This window comes from Sphingobium sp. SG1 (assembly GCF_057063145.1).
Window position 1 is genome coordinate 217,746 of sequence record NZ_JBVVOJ010000004.1, and the last position, 18,580, is coordinate 236,325.

The window sequence follows — 18,580 nt, forward strand, 5'->3', positions numbered from 1 at the left end:
CATCATTCCGAAAGGGGACCAACAATGTCGGAATTTCGCAAAATCACCATCGCACTCGAACAGGGATTCAAGGATGACAGCGTCCGTATCTCGATCGGCGATCGGCTGGTGCATTGGCTCGACCATGTGAAGACCCGCGCCAAGATCGGCGTCGCCCACACGCTGGAGCTCAGCTTGCCGGCCGGCAATGATCCGGTGCAGGTGGAATTGCCGAGCAAGGATGTGCGCATCTCGATCGAGCCGGGGATGGGCGAGGCATGCTATTGGGGCGTGTCGGTCAGCCCGAACGGCAAGGCCATGTATGTGAAGCGCTCAGTCGAGCCCTTCGCTTATGTCTGATATGCTCCGTGCGGCGTTGATAGGGGGTTTCCTTATTGTCCTCGCGCTGCTTGTCATTACGGTCCCGCAACCTACTTTTGATCCGTCACGAACTATGGGGGTATATATGGCTGAATCCTACGACACCGATGCCAATTATGTCATCAAGCTGACCGACCCGGCCGACCCGGCCAAGGTCGTTGGCTATGCCTTTGTCGAGCAGGTCCATTATCTGGCCGCCGACGATGACAGCGATGATGCCAAGGCGGCGATCGCCGGCGTGGCCGGCCTGTTCACCGACGGTCCGGTTCTGGACGCGGTCGCCCTGCCGGGACAGCAGCGCGCCACCCGCGCCTATTTTGCCGAGATTGGGTCGGGCAAGGCCGACTTCGCCTGAGGCCGATCGCGCCCATGAAGATGTTCCGGCGCGGGGCGCATCGCTCCCGCCGTCCTGCCGACACCCTCGCACGGATCGCGCCTGTCGCCCGTGCGCTGGGTGTCACGCGGCTTGCCGATGTGACCGGCCTGGATCGCATCGGCATCCCCGTATTCCAGGCGGTTCGTCCCCTGTCACTGTCGCTGTCCGTGTCGCAGGGCAAGGGCGCCACGCCCGATGCCGCGCGCGTCTCCGCGCTGATGGAAGCGATCGAACTGCATCATGCCGAAACCTGTTCCGCCAGCAGTCATGGCGTGGCGGATGCCGGAGAGGCCCAACTCTGGAGCCAGATGGCGCGGGCCGACAAGCAGGGCACATCCTTCGATCCGGCCCGACCGCGCGGTTGGGTCGAGGCGATCGACCTGCTGAGCGGCCGACCCATGCGGATACCCCATGGGCTGGTGACCATGGATTTCACCGTGCCGGCCGAACTCGATCTGTGGCCCAACAGCAATGGACTGGCATCAGGCAATACGCCGGCCGAGGCGCGCTGTTCGGCGCTGTGCGAGCTGATCGAGCGCGAGGATCATGCCCGCTGGCTGGAACAGGGACTGCGCGCGCGCCGGGCAAGCGCGATCGATCTGGACAGCATCACCGATCGGCTGGGCCGCAGCCTGATCGCGCGGGTGCGGCGCGCGGGCCTGTCGCTATCCTTGTGGGACATGACCGGTCCGATCGGCGCGGCGGTGATCGGCTGTGCCATCACGGAGAGGGGGGCGACCCGCAGCGTGCAATTGCCGCCGGCAATGGGGGCGGGATGCCATCCTGATGCCGGCGTCGCGCTCGCCCGCGCCATTTGCGAGGCGGCGCAGACCCGTGCCGCGTTGATCGCCGGCGCGCGCGACGATATCGATCCGGCGCGCTATCGCGATGCCGGGCAACAGCGGCAGGGCTTCCTGCTGGCGATGCTCGATTTCGCGCCGGCAACCCGACCCTGGTCGGCGGTGCCCTCCGTGGCGCATGACGGGGCAGAGGAAGATCTGGCCTGGCTGCTCGATCGCTGTGCGAGGGTGGGGGCAGGGCCGGTCGCCTGTCATGACCTGACCCGGCCCGACATCGGCATCGATGTGGTGAAGCTGCTGGTGCCGGCCTTTGGCGATCATGACCGGCCATCGCACACGGGCACGGCGCAGGCGGCGATGGAGCCGGCATGAGCCTGCATGCGATCGTCTTCGCCGGGCCGAGCCTGGGCGGTTCCGTGATGGCCTTGCCCGATGGCGTCGCGTTGCGCGGACCGGCGCGGCGCGGCGACATGCTGCGTGCCGCGATCGAACGACCGGCCGCGATCGGCCTGATCGACGGACTGTTCGAAACCACGCCATCGGTCTGGCACAAGGAAATCATCCAGGTGATGGCCGAGGGGATCGCGGTCTATGGTGCGGCGAGCCTGGGTGCATTGCGTGCGGCGGAACTGGCGCCGTTCGGCATGGTCGGCATCGGCGTGATCGCGCAGGCTTACACGGCTGGGCAGATCGAGCGGGACGATGCGGTGATGGTCAGCCATGCGCCGGCAGAATTGGGACATCGCGCGATGACGCTGGCACTGGTCGATGCCGAACATGCGATCGAGCAGGTGGAGATGGCGGCAGGCGACCGCGCGCTGCTGCTGCGGCTGGCGCGGCGGATGAATTTCCGCGATCGCAGCTGGACGCTGATCGGCGACGCCTTCCGACAGGCGACCGGGCGCGACCTGCCACCGATCGATCAGGGGCTTAGCCTCAAGCGCAAGGATGCGGAGCTGTTGCTGCGGACGATAGCGGGGCCGGTGGCCGCGCCGCGTGTCGCGCCGCCGCCGCAAAGCTTCTTCCTGCGCAGCCTGCGCGCGGAGATCAGCGCGGTGTGATGCGCAATCCGGCCTGTTCCAGCCCGGTCAGGAACAGGCTGCGTTCGGCCGGCCCCTGCAGCGGCAGGAACTGGATCATGGTGTCGACCAGATCGGCGTCGCGGGCCGGAGTATCGCCCTGCCACAGGCTGGCGAAACGCTGGCGCAGTTCGTCGATCACCGGGGCGGCCTGCTTCGCGCCGCCCAGCATGCCCAGATTGGCGCCCCGCACCGCCAGATAATGGATCGATCGATTGCGGCCGATCTCGAACTGGGTTTCCGCTGCCTCATGCTCGCCCGACAGGGCATAGAGCACCGCGAGATCGGAAAAATATTCGTCCGACGGAAAGGGGTTCAGTTCGAAGGCGCGGGCGATCAGGCGCTGCGCTTCCTTCATCTCGCCCAGATGGACGAGGCCGAAGCCGATCTCGTTGATGCCGTCGGCGTGAAAGGGCGTCAGGTCGAGTGCGGTCATGAAGCCCTGCATCGCCTGCTTCATGTCGCCGCGTCGCAAATAGCACCAGGCCAGGCGCGACTGCACGCCGCCATGGGTGGGTTCCAGCGCGACCGCACGGGTGCAGAGATCGAAGGCGCGGGCGCGCAGCGGCGCGGCGTCATGGCCCGCCATCAACTGCATGAAATCGGTGTTGTAGAGGCGCGCCAGTTGCAGATAGGCGTTGGTCAGGCGCGGTTCCAGCAGGATTGCGCGCTCCAGCAGGTCGGCACCTTCCTGCACCTCGGCCAGGCTGGCGGCGGCCAATATCTTGGCACGGGCGGTGAAATAGAGCGGATAGGCGTCCGACCCGCTGGGCACGCGTCCTTCCATCAGCTTGCCGACATCGCGTTCGACCACCGGCAGGATGGCGCCAGCGATCCGGGCGACCAGATCGTCGATCGCGGCGAGCAATTCGCCCTGGCGCACGGTCAACTGGCGCGTCCAGACCAGGAAGCCGCTGTCGATCCGCGTCATGCGCAGGTTGATGCGCCAGCCATCGCCGTCGGCGCGGACCGACCCGTCCAGCGCATAGCTGGCGATCGAGGCGGGGGCGGCCGCCTTCATCCGCTCGGCCGATGGCGCGTCGACCGACAGGATGCGCAGGTCGCGCATGCCGCCCAGGGCGGTCTGCAGATCGTCATGGCAGATACTGGTGAGCAGGGCGCCGTCCGGGCCGCCATCGCCGATCAGGCTGAACGGGGCGATCACCAGAATCGGCGGCTCGACATTGGCCTGCGGGATTGTGGCGATGGCGGGCGCGGCGGTCGCGCGCGGGGCGGGAGCGATGACCGATCCGACCGTCGTCAGTTCGCGCAGCAGCCTTTCGGTGTCGGGCGACACGCGGGCATCCAGATCGCGTTGCAGTCCGGTCTCCAACTGGCGGTAGCGGCGGTGGAGCGCGACATGGTCGCCGGCCTTCTGGTCGAGCGCCATGCCGAGCCGGGCGATCCGTTCATCGCCGGTGTCGAGCCGCTGCAACTGGGTCAGGATCGCCCGGCGCAGGTCGAGCAGATCGTCCTGGCCATTGCGCTCGACGGCGTGCAGCACGTCCTGGACGATGCGCTCGCGCCAGCGTTGCCGCTCGATCATCAGCCAGTCGTCGAAGCTACGATCCAGCCCCTCCAGCCCGTCCAGTATCGCGCTGCCGGCGCCATCCAGGATGCGGGCCAGCCCGGCCAGGTCGTTGGCGGCGGCGCAGGCCAGTATCTCGCCCAGGTCGCTGGAAAAGCCACCCTCTGCCAGATGCAGGTCACGCCGTTCGATTTGGATGAGCGGGGCGGCCGGATGCGCACGCAGGTCGGTCAGCGCCTGGCGCAGGCTGGCGCGGGCCTGCACCTCGCCCCGGTCGCTCCATAGAAGGCCGACCAGCCGGTCGCGACTGGCGCGGCGATCGGGCTCCAGCGCAAGATGGGCGAGCAGGGCACAGGCCTTGCGGCTGCGCGGGCTATGGTCGCGTCCGTCCGCCTCGTCGATCAGGCGGAAATCGCCGAGCAATCGAAAGCGAAACCGAAGCTCGCCAGCCGCTGTCACCATCATGCCCTTTATTGCTGGCGGCCTGCAGTGCCGGGCCGCCGATCGATCCGCCCTAACACAGCTTGCTGAACAGGGCGACGGTCCGTTTAGGCTGCGTCACGATCCAGGGCCATAGCCAATTCAGCGGTCGAACAGCTTGATCTCCGCCAGCCGGATCGCCTTGCCCTGGGGCTGGCGCATCAGCACTCGCCACTGGCGCGCGGCGCGGCCCGCAAAGCGCAGGTCGGTCACGCCATTGGCGAGCGGCACTCCCTTGGGCGTCGCGACATCGCGCCATTGGCCATCGACCATGGCCTGCAGGCGATAGGATTGCGGCACGGCAAACTGCTTGCCGTCGGCGAAGAAGGCGAGTTCGGCGCGGCCGATGGACACCGGTTTGCCCAGGTCAATGGCATACCATTGGTTGGCCTCTCCGGGCGCGGAGGACCAGCCATTGGGCAGTTCGGGAAAGAACCAGGTGCGGCCGTCGATCGCATCATGGACATTTTCAGGGTCGGTGTTGCTCGACGCGCTGCCGATCGGGAACTGGCTGCGCACCAGTTGCACGGCGCGGTTGATCGGCCGGGCGACGGGCGCATTGGCAACGCGTGCCACCGGCAGCTCGATCCGGCCCAATGTCTCGCGCCGGGCGACTTCCTTGCCGTCGACCTCGACTGACAGGCCCTTGCCCCGGCCATAATGGCTGCCGTCCGCGTCCCATGTCACGGCGATGCGATGGCCATGATAGGGCACGTCCTGCGCCCGGAACCAGGCCAGCGCCTGCGGATCGCCGGCGTCGGGCAGCAGCGGGTTCACCTCCAGCACATCGTCGGCGCGCGGACGGATGCCGACCAGACCGCCCAGGATCAGGTCATTATAGCCCGAATGTAAATAATGATGGCTGCGGTCGAGGCCGACGATCGGCTTGCCGGTTTCGGGATGATAATCCTCCTCCAGGTCGAGCCGGTCGCCCTGATAATGGAGCGCGGTATATTGGCGCAGCAGGCGCATATAGTCGCTGCGGGTCGCCGGGCCCTGCTGGGCATGATGATCGAGCAGATTGGCCATGGCGATCAGCACCTGGGTCGTCTGATAGGGCCAGATCGGGCCGTTCCACTGGCATTCGGGCGCGTCGCCCAGATAGCGATATTGCCGCATATAATATTCGTAATTCGCCTCGACCGTGCGCATGCCCGCCTTGCCGGCGAGCGAGGCGGGGTCGAGCAGATGCGCCCAGGCGCCGGCATATTTGGCGTCGTCCGGGACCAGATCGAACATCCAGGGGAGATAGCCGACCAATTCGCGGTTGCGGATCGGATCCCAATATTTGACGTGCGGGTTCTTGCGGTTCTGGTGCCGGTCGATGAAATGGCCGAGCTTCTCGCTCCACAGGTCGGCAAGGACATGGTCCTTCAGCGCCTGCGCGCGGGCTTCATATTCCTGCGCCATGGCGGTGTCGCCGGCCATGGTCGCCATCTTCGCCAACGCGCGGGCATTGGCATACATGTAGCTGTTGACCGAGGGGCGGAAGGCGTCGCCGCCGCGGAACCCGTCCTTGCCGCCCGAGGCGTCGATCGAGGAGACGGTATATTCGGTGGCGTCGAGCAGCGGCTCGACGAAATAGAGCCCCTTGTCGAAGTCGAACTTCTCGTCCCACAGGCGGTAGATGTGGCGCATCACCGGCAGATGTTCGAGCACGCCCGCCTTGTCGCCATCGATCAGGTAACGGCCCCAGACCGAGTCCGCCATATAGTCGGTGAAGTGGCGGTCATTGCCGCCGCGATACATGAAGCGGATATAGTCGTCGGCAAAGCGCCGGTCGTTCAGCCAGCGCCCTTCGGCCAGATGAAAGCCGGTCGCGTCGTTGAGGCTGGCATAGGGATGGCGCTGCCAGTCGACATCGTCGAAAAATTCGGTGGTGATATACCCTTCTTCGCCCAGATCGCGCTGATGCCCGCGATAGAGCTGCCAGCGATAATAATAGACGGCGTCGATCTTGGGGTCGGCGGATTCGAAGAAGGGGATGCGATCCTGATACCAGGGCGCGTCATTGCCGAAGCGCTGCACCGCGATCGCATGGGTATCGAGGCCGGCGGAGCGGGGAGGGGGAGAGGCGGCACCCATGCCGATCATGGCAGCCCCTGCCAGCAGAAGCATCCTCATCGCGCGCATCGTCCGTCTCCCTATATCCTGAAACAAATATGGCGGCCGTTCCGGGGAGTTGGAGAGGTTTCCCGGAACGACCGCCATGAAAATGGGGCGCAGCGAGGAGACGCCACGCCCCATCGGGCACTCAGTCAAACTTGAAGCGGACACCCAGAGCGAAGGTCCGATCAATCAGCAGCGTGCTGGAGTTGAACTCCGTCGGATTGCCGACATCGCCGAACTTGTAATAGTTCTGCTGCTTCGCCTTGGTGATGTTCACCGCGTCGAAAGTGACGCCGATATCGTCATTGACGTTCCAGGTCAGTTGGAAGTCCAGGCTCTTTTCGGGCGCGCGCCACATGCCGATCGGGTTGGCGAAGGAGCGGCCTTCATTGTTGTTCAGGAAGCCCTTGCGCCAGATGTAGGACAGGCGGGCACCGACCGGGCCGCTGTCATAGGCCAGCGTGGCGTTATAGGACAGCTTCGACACGCCGAAGAAGGCCGACTTGGCGGTGCCGGTGATCTCACCTTCATTGTTGACGACCGGGATCGTCTGTTCGGAATCCAGGATCGTCGCGCTGCCGGTGAAGCCCAGGCCGTCGAGGATCGAGGGCAGGTAGGACGGGAAGTAGGTGAGGCCTAGTTCCACACCCTTGAGCGTGCCGTTCGACGCGTTTTCCGGCCGGGTGATGTTGAAATATTCGGTATAGGTTTCGTTGCGCGGCAGATAGTTGTTCGGGATGAACTCACGCACGGTCAGCGGAACGACCAAGCCGTCGATCTTGCGACGGAAAGCGGTCGCATAGATGGCGCTGTTGCGTTCGAAATACCATTCGATCGCAAGGTCCATATTCTTCGAATGGGTCGCACGCAGATTGGCGTTGCCCGACGAACCCGAGCCAAAGCCGATGCGGGAGAGATCGCCCGTCAGCGCCAGATTGGGGTTGAGATCGCCAAAGGCCGGACGGCGCAGCGTTTCGCCATAGTTGAAGCGGATGCGCAGATTGTCGGTCAGATTATAGCGCGCGGTGAAGGACGGCAGGAACTTTTCCGAACCGGTCGACACGGTGGTGCGCGCGAAATTATTGCCGCGGTCGAAATAGTCGTACAGCGTGTCGATTGCAACGAAGCGCACGCCAGCCTGAAGCTGCAGCGGGCGACCGAAGATTTCGACTTCGCCATCGGCCATGACATAGGCGGCCAGATTGGTTTCGTTGATGCCGAACACATGGCCGAAAGTCATTTCGTCCGACAGCAACAGGCCGGGGGCTACGGAACGATAGAGGCTGCGGACAGCATCCTTGTCCATGCTGCGCGGGTCAGCCAGCACCCAACTGGTCGGGATGTCGGCGCGTCCGTCGAAGAAGCCGCTGTTGGTGAAGGGAGTGCCCTGGCTGAAGGCCGCCAGCGTCATGCCCGGCAGGCCGCCGGCGCCCTGATCGCGGACGTAGGAATCGGCGTTGCGATCATCGAAGCGGAAGCCGGCCTTGATGCGACGCAGGAAGCCTTCGTCCCACTTATATTCGCCGTCCAGCATCATGGTCAGGGCGCTGCCGGTGTTCTTGGTGCCGCTGTCGAACAGGTTGCCGACGGTCCACTGGCTTGCATCGGTCAGCACGCCCTGATTGGCGAAGCTGTAGGCAGGCAGGCCGCCACCCGCGTTGAAATCGACGTCGATGTCGAGCGGGCCGCGATCGGTACGGATAGCGAAGAAGGAGGTTTCGTTCTTGCTGTCCTGATAGGCGATGTCGGCAACGATCTTGCCGCGCTCACCCACGTCCCACTTGGCGTTCAGCGCATAGACATAGCTGTCTGTCTTGTTGGTCGCCATGTCGCCGCTGTTGAAGCCGGCGACCGCGCCCATCTGGCGCGACTTGATGATGTTGGTGCCATCATAGAGTTCAAAGCTGTTGGCCACGTCGGCGGGCAGGTTGCCCCACCAGTCGGCAAAGCTGAAGTGCAGGCTGTTGAAGGTTTCCCCACGGAAGCCGGTGTAGAACACCTCGGCGGTGTAAACCGAACTGTCATTGGGCGCCCACTGGAGCGCAGCGTTGACCGACGGACGCTCGCGCTTGCCGTAGAGGTCGGAGGCGATGACGGCGTCACGCGAGAGATAATAGGGCGTTTCGACGCCGTTGATGTTGAGTGTCGAACCCGGTGCGGTCGGCAGGCCGGCGTCGAGGCCCGGCGTCCAGTTCTCGTTGGTCGCGCCAGGGAAGATACGCTGCAGCGGGGTCAGGCCCGAACCTTCCGGCGGATTCTCGGTGGCGAAGGGCACCATGGCGCCGGCCTGGAGATTCTGGTTGCGATAATGGGCACGGGTGTAGCTGCCGTTGATCAGGAAGCCGATGTCGCCGATGCCGGTTTCCCAGCGATCGCTGACCAGCAGCGCGACGTTCGGATTGAACTTGTCCGCCAGCTCCGAATAGACGCCGCGCGCCAGGCCGGAAATGGTGAAGCCATCGAAATCAAGCGGGCGACGGGTCTGGACGTCGATCTGGCCGGCAAGGCCGGTTTCGAGCTGGTCAGCGGAACGCGTCTTGTAGACATCGACCTGCTTCACGAGGTTGGCCGAGATGTCTTGCAGGGCGAAGGACGTGCCGGCGGCAGTGAAGATGTTGCGGCCGTTAAGGGTGGTCAACGGGTCGGTCAGGCCGCGAATGGTGATGGTCGCCGCTTCGCCGCCGGCGCGGTCGGTAACCTGGATACCGGTTACGCGCTGAAGCGCTTCGACGACATTATTGTCAGGCAATTTCCCGACGTCTTCGGACACGATCGAATCGACGATCTGGGTCGATTCCTTGCGGACGTTCAGGGCGCCGACGATCGACGCGCGCACGCCGGTGACGACGATATCTTCGGTCGGTGCTTCCTGAGTAACGGTCTGCGGAGCGGCGTCGGTCTGCGCGAAAGCGGCGCCCGACAGGGTCAGCGCGACAAGCGACGCAGAACAGAGTGCGATCGGCCGGATAGCCATTTTCAAGTCCTCCCCAAGGGGCTGGCCCGTTGCCATGCCCACGAATTACTCGGACTAATTATTTCCACATGCTGAGAAGCGCAAGTGAAATATTGGGTCGGGGTTGCGCTACGTGGCACCCATGTTGCAATTTTGCCGCAGCGATTTTGGCCCGGTTTTCCGGGCGTTTCAGGCCATAAAAAGCCGAAAGGCCATGGGCTTGCGCAGCTTTTGGCAGCGCGAGCCCATGGCCCTATTTGTCAGACTCGGCGAGTCGCGGTCAGTCGGCGTACCATTGCGTGCGCGGATCCTTGCTGCGCGCGAGGCCGATGCGCCCGTCGATTGCGGCGAGATGCTTGCCGGCGACGGCGATGGTCGCGAAGCGGACCGTTCCCTGGGCCGCATCCTCGAACCGGACGAACTGGCTGCGCAGCGCGAAATCGGCACTGCGATCATCCTTCATCAGGCTGACCGTGCCGTCCTTCGCCGCGACCAGATAATGGTCGGGCAGCAGGATGGGGGAGAGCATCACGCTCTTGGCGCCGGCGCGGCCGGGCGATTGGCGGAACTGGGTCTGGGCGAGCGCGGGATTGCCCGCGATCAGGTCGGTGCCCTGATGCGCCAGCAGCGCCTTGGGATCGGCAGCCGAGACGAACCGTTCCGGCATCGCGCCATTGCCCACGGGCACGCCGAAGTCCGGGGTGCCGTCGGCCTGGAAATAGAGGCGCTGGACGCGGGTGTGGCGGTCGGGGTTGAACAGCGGGTCGCCCTGGATCGCCTCATAGTCGCGGCCATGATAGACGAGGATGTCGCGGCCCTTCTCGTCCACGGTGAAGCTGTTGTGGCCGGGGCCATAAACGCTGGTTTCGGTGCAGGTCTTGAACACCGGCTGGGGCGACTTGGTCCAGCTCTTGGGATCGAGCAGGTCGGCATTCTCGTCGGCGGTCAGCATACCCAGGCAGTAGCGCGCGTCGGTGGCGCTGGCCGAATAGGTCATGAACAGGCGGCCATTGCGATGCAGGACGGCGGGGGCTTCGGCCACCTTGTAGCCGCGCACTTCCCAGTCGAGCGTCGGCACAGTCAGGCGGGTCGCCTTCCCGGCCAGCTTCAGTGGCGATTCTAGCTTGGCGATGTAAAGGTTGCTGTTGGTGTTGATGCCCGGTTCCTTCTGGGCCCAGGCGAAATAGCGCACGCCCTTGTGGACGAAGCTGGTGGAATCGAGGTTGAAACTGTCCCAGGGGGCCTGGAACTCACCCAGCACGCTCCATTTGCCGGTCATCGGATCGGCGCCGTCGCACACCACGGCATAGGTGCGGATGCGGAACACATCGTCGCCACCGCCGCTCGGGCCGGCGGCGAAATACATATACCATTTGCCGTCGATCTGGTGGAGTTCGGGCGCCCAGATGAAGCCGGAGCGCGGGCCGCTTGCCTCATGGCGCCACAGCACCGCTTCCTGCGCAGTGGCAAGGCCAGCCAGCGTCTTGGAGCGGCGCAGCACCAGCCGGTCATATTCGGGTACCGATCCGGTCATGTAATAATAGCCGTCATCATGCAGGAAGACCTGCGCGTCGGCGCGCTGCTTGACCAGCGGATTGACCGGCACCGGGGCCGTAACGGCCGGAGCGGCGGCACCGGCGCGGGCGGCGATCGGCGCGGCCGACAAGGCGGCAGTGCTGGCAAGGAAGCCACGGCGGGACAGGGCGAAATTCATTCTTCTCTCTCCTGATGCCGCGGCGGGACGCGGCGATAGTCAGACAATTGGATCAATAATCGGCAACGGGCCAGCCGTCAGCCCCCCAGTGCACCGGCGCAATGCGCAGGGTCGGGGCGCCGTTCGCCTGTTTGTCATAGGCATGGTAGACGACATAGTCCTTGCCATCGCGATCATGCAGCCAGCCGGCATGGCCGGGGCCACGGAAACGCTGCTGTTCCTGCAGGTCGGCGCGCAGGAAGATGCTGCCGCCGCCTTCCATCAGCGGGCTGCCGTCCTTGCCCAGATAAGGGCCGGTGATCGCCTTCGAACGGCCGATCACGGTGTAATAGGTGCTGTTCACGCCCTTGCAGCAATAGTCATAGCTGACCATCAGCCAATAATAGCCGCCATGGTCGACGATGAAGGGCGCTTCCACCGGAGCCGGGCCGCCGGCGGGGGCGGGGCGACGCGCGATCGCATAGGGCGTGGCCTTGGGATCCTTGGGCTTGCCGGTCCTGGGATCCAGCTCGAACAGCTTGATCCCGGTCCAGAAGCTGCCGAGGCTCAACCAGTGGCGGCCATCGCGGTCGATGATGAAATTGGGATCGATCGCGTTATAATCATCCTCCCTGGTCGACATGACGACCAGCCCCTCGTCGCGCCAGCCGAAATTCTTCGCCTTGGGGTCCAGTGTCGGGCTGGTGGCAAGGCCGATGGCCGAGCGGTTCGAACCGAAGGTCGAAACCGAATAATAAAGGCGATAACGGCCGTTCACGTAGGAGATGTCGGGCGCCCACATGCCGTTGCTGCCGGGGATCGCCTGCTTGGCCCAGTTGGGCAGGGTGGTGAAGACAGGCTTGCCGGCGGTCCAGTGGACAAGGTCGGGCGAGGTCCGCGCCTCGATCAGCCGGTCGCCATGGCCGGTGCTGAAGACATGATAGGTGCCGCCTTCGCGGATGATGACGGGATCATGGGTGGGGACGAGGTCGCCGGTCAGGCGGTCGTTGAGCGTGGTCGCGGGCTGCCCGGTCGGTGCCTGCGCGATCGCACTGCCGGCCAGCAGGGCAAGGCTTGCCAAGGTGATGATGGTCTGCCGCATCTGCCGGCCTCTCCCCAAATTATCGGAAACGAAAAATGGGCGGGCAGCCCCGAGGAGCCGCCCACCCAGTTGGCGAAAAGCCTTATTGCAGTTCGAGCACGACCACAGACTTGGGCGGCAGCGCGACGGTCAGCGTGCCGCCGCTGACCTGTGCGCCGGTGAAGGCGACGGGCTTGACGGTTTCGGGCGCGTCGAACGTGTTGTGCGAATTGATCGCCGACGCCGTCAGGATGCGGCCGGTGACGCTGCTGGCGCTCAGGCCATCGAGCTTCACGGTGACGGTATTGGTCTGGTTCGGGTCAAGGTTCGACAGGCCGACATGGACCTTGCCGTCCTTGCCCTTGACCGCCGAGCCGCTGACCGCCGGCATCGTGTACTGATCCTTCGCATACCAGGGCGTCTGGATGTCGATCGGCAGCACGGTGGCGTCCTGCCAGGGCTTGTACATCTCGAAGACATGATAGGTGGGCGTCAGCACCATCTTCTTGCCGTCGGTCAGGATCATCGCCTGCAGCACGTTCACCATCTGCGCGATCGCGGTCATGCGGACGCGGTCGGCATGCTTGGCGAAGATGTCGAGATGGATCGAGGCGATCAGCGCGTCGCGCAGCGTGTTCTGCTGGCGCAGGAAGCCAGGATGCGTGCCCGGATCCTGGGCATACCAGGCGCCCCATTCGTCGACCGCCAGGAAGACGCGCTTCTTGGGGTCGTACTTGTCCATGATCGCGCTGTGCTTGGTGATTAGTTCGTCCATGTGCATCGCGCCGTTGAGTGCGTCGGCCCAGCCATTTTCGTCGAAGTCGACGGCGGGTGCGCGCGGCGGCCAGCCACCGGCGGGATGGACATAATAATGGAGCGAGACGCCATCGAGCTTGTCGCCCGCGACGCGCATCATGGTTTCGGTCCAGTTATAGTCGTCGACATTCGCGCCGGCGGCGACCTTCATGATCTTGGTGCCGGCCGGCGCCTTGACGAAGGTGGCGTAGCGACGGGTTTCGTCGGCGGCGAATTCGGGGCGCATGTTGCCACCGCAACCCCACAGCTCGTTGCCGATGCCGAAATAGGGAACGGCCCAGGGCTCCTTATGGCCGTTCTTGGCGCGCAGTTCGGCAAGGCTGCCGGCGGGCGCGGTCATATATTCCACCCATTCGGCCATTTCCTGCGGCGTGCCGTTGCCGACATTGCCGGCGATATAGGCTTCGGCGCCGACCTGGCGCAGCAGCTCGAAGAATTCGTGCGTGCCCACGGTGTTGGGTTCGGTCACGCCGCCCCAATGGGTGTTGACTTTGACCGGGCGGTCCTTCTTCGGGCCGATGCCTTCACGCCAGTGATATTCGTCGGCGAAGCAGCCGCCGGGCCAGCGGATCACCGGCACCGACAGGTTGCGCAGTGCGGCGACGACGTCGTTGCGGAAGCCGTTGGTGTTGGGGATGGACTTGTCGTTGCCGACCCATAGGCCGCCATAGATGCCATTGCCCAGATGCTCGGCAAACTGGGTGAAGACGCGCTTGTCATAGACGGCGCCGGGCTGGTTGGCATGGATCGTCGCCGTGGTCGGCTTGCCGCCGGTCTGGGCGTGCGCGGCCGGGGCGAGCGCGGTGGCGCACAGCAGCAGCGCGGCCGTGGTACGGCGCAGGGCTTTCAACATTCCTCTCTCCTCTCGAATGTCAGTCGTGAAATGCGTCGGTGGTTTCCCGCTTGCCGCGCAGGAAGGCGTCGGCAACCAGGCGCAGCGGGTCGGTGTCGACATCGCTGCGGCCGCCGCGGATCAATGTGGCGAAGCGGCTGTAGAGGCCGGCATATTCGATATCCTCGCCATGTTCGGTGCCGCTGGGCAGCGACAGAACGGCGCCGCCATGGCTGAGCTTCAAGGGGCCGGCATCGGTCTCGACGATGATGTCCCAGCTTTGTGGGCCGGTCTGGCGCCAGTCGAGATCCATATGGATTTCGGCGCCGGCGGTGTCGCGAAACAGGATGTCGGCGGCGATCGGCGCTGCGCGGTTTTCCGGCAGCACCAGGGTCGCGTCCTTCAGGAAGAAGGGGCGCGGCAGGATATGGGTCGCGATCGACAGGGCGTTGATGCCGGGATCGAACACGCCGAGGCCACCGGGCTGCCAGATCCAGGCCTGGCCCGGATGCCAGACGCGGACATCCTCACGCCAGATGATCGACACCTTGTCGATCCGACGCTCGGCGAGCCAGGCGCGGGCCGGAGCGACGCCGGCGGCAAAGCGCGAATGCCAGGCCGCGAACAGGCTGGCCCCGACCTTGTCGGCACGGGCGCTGAGCGCGGCCACTTCGGCCAGGGTCGCGCCGGGCGGCTTTTCCAGGAAGACATGGATGCCCTTGGCCAGGGCCTGCGCCGCCAGGTCGTAACGGACCTGGGGCGGGGTGCAGAGCGCGACCGCATCGACGGCCGGACCCTGTTCCAGCAATTCGTCCAGGCTGGCATGGTGCGGCACGTCGTCCAGCCCGGCGTCATGCGGGCTGACCGTCGCGGCAAGACTGAACGCGCTGTTCCCACGGATGGCGGGGACATGCTGGTCGCGTGCAATCTTGCCGATGCCGATGATCGCGATGCGGATCGGGTCCATCGCTTCAGAGCGCCTGTACGGTCACTTCGACAGGCTCGGCGCGCTTGAGCGCATTGCGCACCGGCAGGGTGAAGGGCGCAGCGATGATTTCGAACACGTCGCCTTCCTGCGTCTGCACGCCGTCGCTGAAGGACAGGGTGGCGGTGCCGAAGAAATGGACATGGACGTCGCCGGGGCGGCGGAACAGGTCATATTTGAAATGATGATGTTCCAGGTTGGCGAAGCTGTGCGACATATTGCCTTCGCCCGACAGGAACGGCTTTTCCCAGATGGTCTGGCCGTTGCGCAGGATGCGGCTGGTGCCCTCGATATGCTCCGGCGGCGTGCCGACCAGCAGTTCCGGGCCAAGCGAGGCCTGGCGCAGCTTGGAGTGGGCGAGCCACAGATAATTGTGGCGCTCGGTCACATGGTCGCTGAACTCGTTGGCGAGCGCGAGGCCGAGGCGATAGGGCATGCCGTCGGAGCCGATGATGTAGATGCCGGCGATTTCCGGTTCCTCGCCGCCATCCTTGGCAAAGGCGGGCATGGTGAGCGGGTCGGTCGGGCCGACGAGTTGCGAGCCGTCACCCTTGTAGAACCATTCGGGCTGCTGGCCGGTCTGGCCGGCGGCGGGCTTGCCGCCCTCCAGCCCTTCCAGGAACATGCGCATCGAATCGGTCTGCTTTTCGGCAGCGGCCGCTTCGCGGTGCATCTTGTCGCGACCTTCGGCCGAGCCAAGATGGGTGAGGCCGGTGCCGGTCAGCTGGATATGGGCGCCATCCTCATGGTCGATCGGGGCGAGCAGTTCGCCGGCCTCGAAAGCGACACCGATGTTGACAGCATCACCCTTGCCTGCGGCGACGACCGCTTCGGCCAGGCTGATCTTGCGGTCGATGGCATGCAGCGCGAGCGCGCGGATGCTGTCGAAACCGGGAACGAAATGGGCGGTGTCACCTTCGGCCGCGATCACGGACCGGACGCCGTTTTCGGCGCGGTGCTGCAACAGACGCAATGTCATGAAAAACTCTCCTCCCGCGCGCCGATCCGTGGCGCTGGTATTGGCTAGACAATCCCGCTTTGCGCCAAGCTGGCGCGCTGCCTGGAAAGGTCGGGCAATCAGCCGAATGGCGGCCGCCTTTTCCCTTTCCATCCCTTAATTACTCCGACATATTACAGGAAGATGGTAATGGCAATGATTGTCTTTTAAGAAGAGCCATGCCTGATGAGGGGCAGGCCGAGAGGAGCGTGAATGGAACAGGGGAAGCCGCCCGGAAATGGGGCAGGGGCGGACAATGGCGGAGGGGCGGCCAAGCCGACGCGCGGCCCCGGCCGCCGGCTGCATGGCGCGATCGCGCACAAGCTGGGCATGGCGATCTTGTCCGGCCAATATCAGCCCGGCGACACGCTGTCGGGCGAAGTCGCCTTTGCCGAGGAACTGGAAGTATCGCGCAGCGCCTATCGCGAGGCGATCCAGGTGCTGACCGCCAAGGGGCTGGTGGAAAGCCGGCCTAAGGCGGGCACCCGCGTGCTGCCGCGCAACCGCTGGAACCTGCTGGACCCCGAAGTGCTGGCCTGGGCCTTTGCCGGCGAACCCGACATCCAGTTCGTGCGCGACCTGTTCGAGTTGCGTGCCATCGTCGAGCCGGCAGCGGCGCGGCTGGCGGCGATGCGGCGCGACAAGGAGGATCTGCGCATCATGAAGGATGCGCTGACCGCGATGCGCCGCCATACGCTGGCGACCGAGGCAGGGCGCGCGGCCGACCGCGATTTCCACAATGCGATCCTGAACGCGACGCGCAATGATGCCTTGCTGACGCTGACTGCCAGCATCGGCGCTGCGGTCAACTGGACCACCCAGTTCAAGCAGCGCGCCCGTGCCCTGCCGCGCAACCCGATTCCCGACCATGTCCGCGTCTATGACGCGATCGCGGCGGGCGATCCGGTTGCGGCGGCCGAGGCGATGGGCGTGCTGGTCGACCTGGCGCTTGAGGATACGGCGAGCACGATGGGGCGCTGAGGGGGAGGCGCCGTAGGCTCCTAACAAACAACCTAAAGAAAAAGGCCGGAGTGGATCACCACCCCGGCCTTTTCTGTTTGGGTCCAAGCCTTACGCTCAGTGCAGTTCCGGTTCCGGCAGCGCCTGCGTCGTCTTCGATCCCCACAGGGCGTAGAAGAGGACATAGAGTTCGCAGGCGGCGGTCAGCAGGAAGCTGGTCTGCAGGCCATAATGGTCGGCCATCCAGCCCTGCACCACGACCAGTGCGCCACCGGCAATTGCCATCACCAGCAGGCCCGAACCTTCTTCGGTCAGCGGGCCGAGGCCCTTGATGCCCAGGGTGAAGATGGTCGGGAACATGATCGAGTGGAACAGGCCGACCAGGATCAGCGACCACATGGCGACCGGGCCGGTGGTGAAGACGGTGACCATCATCACGATGAAGGCACCGACCGAGAAGGCGGCGAGGACATGGCCCGCGTCGAACTTCTGCATGATCGCCGAACCGGCGAAGCGGCCGACCATCATGCCGCCCCACAGCAGCGACAGATAATTGCCGGCCTGCTCATGGGTCAGGTTGGCGATGGTGGGCTGGCTGACGAAATTGACGAACAGGTTGGCGACGCCGATTTCCGCGATCAGATAGATGAAGATCGCCGGGATGCCGAACACCAGGTTGCGGTGCGACCAGAGCGAATGCTTCTTGCGCTCTTCCTTGGCGAGGCGCGAGGTCGCGCTGCCCATGGCGGGCAGGGGGAAGCGGGCGATGACGAAGGCCAGCACCACCAGCACGATCGCGACCAGCACATAGGGCAGGATCACCGACTGGGCGTCGGCCAGGCGTTCGGCCTGGGTCAGGACGACTTCGCCCTGCGCCGTGCCGGCCTTCGACCGGCCGAGGATCAGATAGGCGCCGAACATCGGGGCCAGCATCGTGCCGGCCGAGTTCATCGCCTGCACCAGATTGAGGCGCGACGAGGCGGTTTCCGGCTTGCCGACGACCGCGACATAGGGGTTGGCGGCGACCTGCAGCAGGGTGATGCCGCTGGCGATCACGAACAGCATGACCAGGGTCACGCCATAGGAGGGGATGGACGCGGCGACCGTCATGCCCAGCGCGCCGGCGGCCATGATGAGCAGGCCGATCACCAGCGACTTCTGATAGCCGACCCGTTCGATCAGCTTGGCCGAGGGAATCGAGGCGACGAAATAGGCGATGAACCAGACCGATTCGATCAAGGTCGTCTGGGTATAGCTCAACTCGAACACGCTGCGCAGATGCGGCAGCAGCGTGTTGTTGATGACGGTGATGAAGCCCCACATGAAGAAGAGGCTGGCCAGCAGCGCGAGCGCGGGCCCATAACGCGTGCCGGGGTTATGCGTTGCGACCGGCGCAGCGCCTGAGGAAATCGGTCCTGCCATTCATCCTTCTCCAGTGCAGTTCCACTAGCTGACGAGACCGATCTAGGGTTGCGTCCGCTTATTTTGTCGGAGTATATCCCCCGTAACCGCCCGTCAATGGGCCTAGGTT

Annotated in this window: 14 protein-coding genes; 5 read left to right on the plus strand and 9 right to left on the minus strand. The window is 64.8% G+C overall.

The annotated features are described in order from the left end of the window. Positions 1-24 precede the first annotated feature (24 nt). From AC0KVN_RS11720 to AC0KVN_RS11735, 4 genes are all read left to right on the plus strand, one after another. Positions 25-339, plus strand: a complete 315-nt coding sequence (locus AC0KVN_RS11720; protein ID WP_004208507.1) for a hypothetical protein — start codon at positions 25-27, stop codon at positions 337-339. Positions 340-445: 106 nt separating this feature from the next. Continuing rightward, on the plus strand, positions 446-715 hold the full coding sequence (locus AC0KVN_RS11725) for a hypothetical protein (protein WP_004208506.1): 270 nt from the start codon (positions 446-448) through the stop codon (positions 713-715). Between the two features lie 14 nt (positions 716-729). Continuing rightward, entirely contained in the window at positions 730-1,908 is a 1,179-nt protein-coding gene (locus AC0KVN_RS11730; RefSeq protein ID WP_435567036.1) for a YcaO-like family protein, read from the plus strand. Continuing rightward, positions 1,905-2,597, plus strand: a complete 693-nt coding sequence (locus tag AC0KVN_RS11735) for a TfuA-like protein (protein ID WP_435567037.1) — start codon at positions 1,905-1,907, stop codon at positions 2,595-2,597. Before AC0KVN_RS11730 ends, AC0KVN_RS11735 begins: the two co-directional genes overlap by 4 nt. On the opposite strand, the gene AC0KVN_RS11740 is transcribed toward AC0KVN_RS11735, so the two are convergent. The 8 genes from AC0KVN_RS11740 to araD1 all read right to left on the minus strand — a co-directional run bounded on the left by AC0KVN_RS11740 (position 2,584) and on the right by araD1 (position 16,071). Then, on the minus strand, positions 2,584-4,608 hold the full coding sequence (locus AC0KVN_RS11740) for a trifolitoxin synthesis, TfuA (protein WP_423300952.1): 2,025 nt from the start codon (positions 4,606-4,608) through the stop codon (positions 2,584-2,586). The genes AC0KVN_RS11735 and AC0KVN_RS11740 overlap by 14 nt on opposite strands. 117 nt (positions 4,609-4,725) lie before the next feature. Continuing rightward, positions 4,726-6,756: an MGH1-like glycoside hydrolase domain-containing protein gene (locus AC0KVN_RS11745; RefSeq protein WP_483656119.1), complete on the minus strand. Its 2,031-nt coding sequence runs from the start codon at positions 6,754-6,756 to the stop codon at positions 4,726-4,728. A gap of 121 nt (positions 6,757-6,877) precedes the next feature. Continuing rightward, positions 6,878-9,706 (minus strand): TonB-dependent receptor, encoded by a 2,829-nt coding sequence (locus AC0KVN_RS11750; RefSeq protein ID WP_010338082.1) that lies wholly within the window; start codon positions 9,704-9,706, stop codon positions 6,878-6,880. Between the two features lie 259 nt (positions 9,707-9,965). Next, complete coding sequence (locus tag AC0KVN_RS11755; RefSeq protein WP_435567039.1) at positions 9,966-11,399, minus strand: family 43 glycosylhydrolase; 1,434 nt, start codon at positions 11,397-11,399, stop codon at positions 9,966-9,968. Positions 11,400-11,451: 52 nt separating this feature from the next. Continuing rightward, on the minus strand, positions 11,452-12,480 hold the full coding sequence (locus tag AC0KVN_RS11760) for an arabinan endo-1,5-alpha-L-arabinosidase (protein WP_435567040.1): 1,029 nt from the start codon (positions 12,478-12,480) through the stop codon (positions 11,452-11,454). Positions 12,481-12,562: 82 nt separating this feature from the next. Next, positions 12,563-14,128 carry an alpha-N-arabinofuranosidase gene (locus tag AC0KVN_RS11765; protein WP_435567041.1) on the minus strand — a complete coding sequence of 522 codons (1,566 nt, stop codon included), beginning with the start codon at positions 14,126-14,128 and terminating at the stop codon, positions 12,563-12,565. A gap of 19 nt (positions 14,129-14,147) precedes the next feature. Continuing rightward, positions 14,148-15,074, minus strand: coding sequence for a Gfo/Idh/MocA family protein (locus tag AC0KVN_RS11770; RefSeq protein ID WP_048937404.1), 927 nt, complete (start codon positions 15,072-15,074; stop codon positions 14,148-14,150). A gap of 4 nt (positions 15,075-15,078) precedes the next feature. Next, positions 15,079-16,071, minus strand: a complete 993-nt coding sequence (gene araD1, locus AC0KVN_RS11775; protein ID WP_435567042.1) for an AraD1 family protein — start codon at positions 16,069-16,071, stop codon at positions 15,079-15,081. Between the two features lie 231 nt (positions 16,072-16,302). On the opposite strand from araD1, the gene AC0KVN_RS11780 reads away from it, so the two are divergent. Continuing rightward, positions 16,303-17,070, plus strand: coding sequence for a FadR/GntR family transcriptional regulator (locus AC0KVN_RS11780; protein WP_010338088.1), 768 nt, complete (start codon positions 16,303-16,305; stop codon positions 17,068-17,070). A 96-nt stretch (positions 17,071-17,166) separates the two neighbouring features. On the opposite strand, the gene AC0KVN_RS11785 is transcribed toward AC0KVN_RS11780, so the two are convergent. Further along, positions 17,167-18,471, minus strand: a complete 1,305-nt coding sequence (locus AC0KVN_RS11785; protein WP_004208494.1) for a sugar MFS transporter — start codon at positions 18,469-18,471, stop codon at positions 17,167-17,169. Positions 18,472-18,580 lie beyond the last annotated feature (109 nt).

What these genes read in the sequence shown, in the direction of transcription:
- AC0KVN_RS11720 (WP_004208507.1), top strand. Translation starts at nt 25, where the DNA reads ATGTCGGAATTTCGCAAAATCACCATCGCACTCGAACAGGGATTCAAG.
- AC0KVN_RS11725 (WP_004208506.1), top strand. Translation starts at nt 446, where the DNA reads ATGGCTGAATCCTACGACACCGATGCCAATTATGTCATCAAGCTGACC.
- AC0KVN_RS11730 (WP_435567036.1), top strand. Translation starts at nt 730, where the DNA reads ATGAAGATGTTCCGGCGCGGGGCGCATCGCTCCCGCCGTCCTGCCGAC.
- AC0KVN_RS11735 (WP_435567037.1), top strand. Translation starts at nt 1,905, where the DNA reads ATGAGCCTGCATGCGATCGTCTTCGCCGGGCCGAGCCTGGGCGGTTCC.
- AC0KVN_RS11740 (WP_423300952.1), bottom strand. Translation starts at nt 4,608, where the DNA reads ATGATGGTGACAGCGGCTGGCGAGCTTCGGTTTCGCTTTCGATTGCTC.
- AC0KVN_RS11745 (WP_483656119.1), bottom strand. Translation starts at nt 6,756, where the DNA reads ATGCGCGCGATGAGGATGCTTCTGCTGGCAGGGGCTGCCATGATCGGC.
- AC0KVN_RS11750 (WP_010338082.1), bottom strand. Translation starts at nt 9,706, where the DNA reads ATGGCTATCCGGCCGATCGCACTCTGTTCTGCGTCGCTTGTCGCGCTG.
- AC0KVN_RS11755 (WP_435567039.1), bottom strand. Translation starts at nt 11,399, where the DNA reads ATGAATTTCGCCCTGTCCCGCCGTGGCTTCCTTGCCAGCACTGCCGCC.
- AC0KVN_RS11760 (WP_435567040.1), bottom strand. Translation starts at nt 12,480, where the DNA reads ATGCGGCAGACCATCATCACCTTGGCAAGCCTTGCCCTGCTGGCCGGC.
- AC0KVN_RS11765 (WP_435567041.1), bottom strand. Translation starts at nt 14,128, where the DNA reads ATGTTGAAAGCCCTGCGCCGTACCACGGCCGCGCTGCTGCTGTGCGCC.
- AC0KVN_RS11770 (WP_048937404.1), bottom strand. Translation starts at nt 15,074, where the DNA reads ATGGACCCGATCCGCATCGCGATCATCGGCATCGGCAAGATTGCACGC.
- araD1 (WP_435567042.1), bottom strand. Translation starts at nt 16,071, where the DNA reads ATGACATTGCGTCTGTTGCAGCACCGCGCCGAAAACGGCGTCCGGTCC.
- AC0KVN_RS11780 (WP_010338088.1), top strand. Translation starts at nt 16,303, where the DNA reads ATGGAACAGGGGAAGCCGCCCGGAAATGGGGCAGGGGCGGACAATGGC.
- AC0KVN_RS11785 (WP_004208494.1), bottom strand. Translation starts at nt 18,471, where the DNA reads ATGGCAGGACCGATTTCCTCAGGCGCTGCGCCGGTCGCAACGCATAAC.